This is a genomic window from Burkholderia sp. E168m22, assembly GCF_001319805.1.
Lineage (GTDB): Bacteria > Pseudomonadota > Gammaproteobacteria > Burkholderiales > Burkholderiaceae > Burkholderia > Burkholderia orbicola.
The window spans coordinates 1-2,463 of record NZ_BBSK01000154.1 but is presented as its reverse complement, the minus strand read 5'-3'; the positions used below and the strand labels follow the sequence as shown (position 1 = coordinate 2,463).

3 protein-coding genes are annotated in these 2,463 nt (G+C 72.1%); all 3 read right to left on the bottom strand.

The window, feature by feature from the left end; all coding sequences use genetic code 11:
• The coding region (locus tag AP428_RS33875) for a radical SAM protein (RefSeq protein ID WP_156349370.1) at positions 1 to 431 on the bottom strand (431 nt) is incomplete at its 3' end.
• Between the two features lie 241 nt (positions 432 to 672).
• The gene (gene glp / locus AP428_RS33870; protein WP_011545625.1) at positions 673 to 1,887 is read right to left on the bottom strand and encodes a gephyrin-like molybdotransferase Glp; all 1,215 of its coding nucleotides are present in this window, start codon (positions 1,885 to 1,887) and stop codon (positions 673 to 675) included.
• A partial coding sequence (fdhD, locus tag AP428_RS33865) for a formate dehydrogenase accessory sulfurtransferase FdhD (protein ID WP_054928683.1) occupies positions 1,884 to 2,463 on the bottom strand: 580 nt, incomplete at its 5' end. The genes glp and fdhD, both read right to left, overlap by 4 nt.

The window sequence follows — 2,463 nt, the reverse complement described above, 5'->3', positions numbered from 1 at the left end:
GCCTTCGCGGCGAGCAGCGAGCCGTTGGTCGTCAGCGCGATTTCGACGGGCTTGCCGTCGACGGTCGTCAACGCGGCCAGCCGTTCGATCAGTGCTTCGAGATTGCGGCGCAGCAGCGGCTCGCCGCCCGTGATGCGGATCTTCTCGACGCCGAGCGACGTAAAGGCGCGGGCGATCTTTTCCAGTTGCGCGAACGACAATCGCTCGGACGACGGCATGAACGCGTAGTCGGCGCCGAAGCTCTCGCGCGGCATGCAGTAGCCGCAGCGGAAATTGCACTGGTCGATGACGGACAGGCGCAAGTCGCGCAGCGGACGGCCGAGCGTGTCGGACGGGCGGGGGACAGCGCCGGGCGATGCGTCGCCGGATGAGGCGGCGGCGGCCGGCGCGGCGGAAACGATGGCATTCACGATCGGGTCGTCGGCCTGCATGAAGTAAGCGAAGGGGCGTCGCCGCTCGGCCGTGCGGATGCCGACGTGTCGGCGCACAGGTCGTGACGAGCCTCATCGTGAGCATAGTCCGCGGGGTTTTGTCGGCAGAGACACAATCCCGCCCGAATTGCAGGAATACAGTTCGCCGCGCGAGAGGCGCGACAGGCGCGGCCAATCGGGCGACGAATGGGGCGACGAAAGGGGCGAAGGCACCGCATCGGGCGGCTATCCGGCGTCGCGCTCATGCGAGCCAGCGCGCGAATTCGTAGTACGGAACAGCGTCGCCGCGCGCGATGGCGCGCCCGGCCGGCAGCCGCGCGAGCCCGCTGGCCAGCACCAGCGACTGCAGCGTGCCGGCGCCTTGCTGGCGCAGCGTGTCGAGCACCGGCGCGCCGTCGGCGCCTACCGTACAGCGCACGCGCACGAAGCGCTCGCGCTGGGCATCCGGCTCGAAGCCGGTGTCGATCGGCAGCGACGGCACGCCCGGCAGGTACGCGTCGCGTCCCTGCAGGCGGCGGATCAGCGGCGCGACGAACAGCGCGAACGTCGTCATCGCGGCGCCCGGATTGCCGGGCAGCAATACCACGGGCCGCGCATCGAGCGCCGCGAGCGCGACCGGCTTGCCTGGCTTCATGCGCACGCCCGTGACGATGAACGATGCGCCGAGTTCAGTCAGCGCCGGACGCAGCAGATCCTTGTCGCCGACCGACGCCCCACCGACGCAGATCACGAGATCGCACTGCGCGTGCACGTCGCGCAACGCCCGATCGACGGCGGCCGCCGTATCGGCCGCGTGCAGGCTCAGCGCGACGTCGGCACCGGTTCCGGCGACCAGCGCGGCGAGCATCGGCGCGTTGCTGTTGTAGATCTGCTGCGGCGCGCGCGGCTGGCCGCATGCGACCAGCTCGTCGCCGGTCGTCAGGATGCCGACGCGCAGCGTCGCACGCACGTCGATCCGCGCGAACCCTTGCGCGGCGGCCACGCCGACGTGCATCGCGCCCAGGCGCACGCCGGCCGGCACGAGCAGATCGCCGGCGCGTACTTCCTCGCCACGGCGGCGGATGTGCGACCCGCTGCGCTGGGGGGCGTCGAACGTGACGTCGCCCGCCTGTTCGTGCGCATGCTCCTGCATCACGACCGTGTCGGCGCCGGGCGGAATCAGGCTGCCGGTGAAGATGCGTGCGGCCGTGCGCGGCGCGAGCCGCGCGGGCGTGTCGCCGGCATAGCAGCGCTGCGCGACGCGCAGCGGCTCGCCGTGCGCGAGGTCGGCGTGCCGCACGGCGTAGCCGTCCATCGCGCTCTGGTCCGCCGGCGGCTGGTCGAGCACCGCGGTCAGCGGCGCGGCCAGTATGTGACCTGCCGCTTGTGGGAGCGGCACGGACGCGGCGGCCTCGAGCGGCGCGAATGCGCTGGCGAATTGCTGCTGCGCGGTATCGAAATCGAACAGGTGTTTCATGAGGAGTGGGCCGGCTGCGCCGGTGCAGGCGATGGATCGAGATGAACGGCGGCGGGCGACACGTATTCGACGAAGCCGTCGTTGCGGCAGAAGCCGAGCAGCCGCACGCCGGCTTCGCGGGCGACGTCGATCGCGAGCGACGTCGGCGCCGAGATCGTCGCGATCATCGGGATGCCGACCCGCGCGGCCTTGCGCACCAGTTCGTAGCTCGCGCGGCTCGACAGGAACACGAAGCCCGCGCGCAGGTCGGCGCGGCGGCGTGCGAGCTGCCCGATCAGCTTGTCGAGCGCGTTGTGGCGGCCGACGTCCTCGAACACGTCGAGCACGGCGCCGTCGCGGTCGCACCACGCGGCCGCGTGGATGCCGCCCGTCTCGCGCATCAGCGTCTGCCGGGCCGGCAACGCATGCGCGGCGCGCGCGATCGCGTCGGCGCCGATGCCCGCGGCCGCGCCGGCGGCCGCGATACGCGGCGGGTGCAGGTCGAGCTGCGCGATGCTTTCGATGCCGCACACGCCGCAGCCCGTGCGGCCGGCCAGCGCACGGCGGTGCGCCTTCAGCGCCATGAATGCCTGCTGT

Bases quoted from the DNA above. Each gene is read 5' to 3' on its own strand.
- glp (WP_011545625.1), bottom strand. From the start codon at position 1,887: ATGAAACACCTGTTCGATTTCGATACCGCGCAGCAGCAATTCGCCAGC.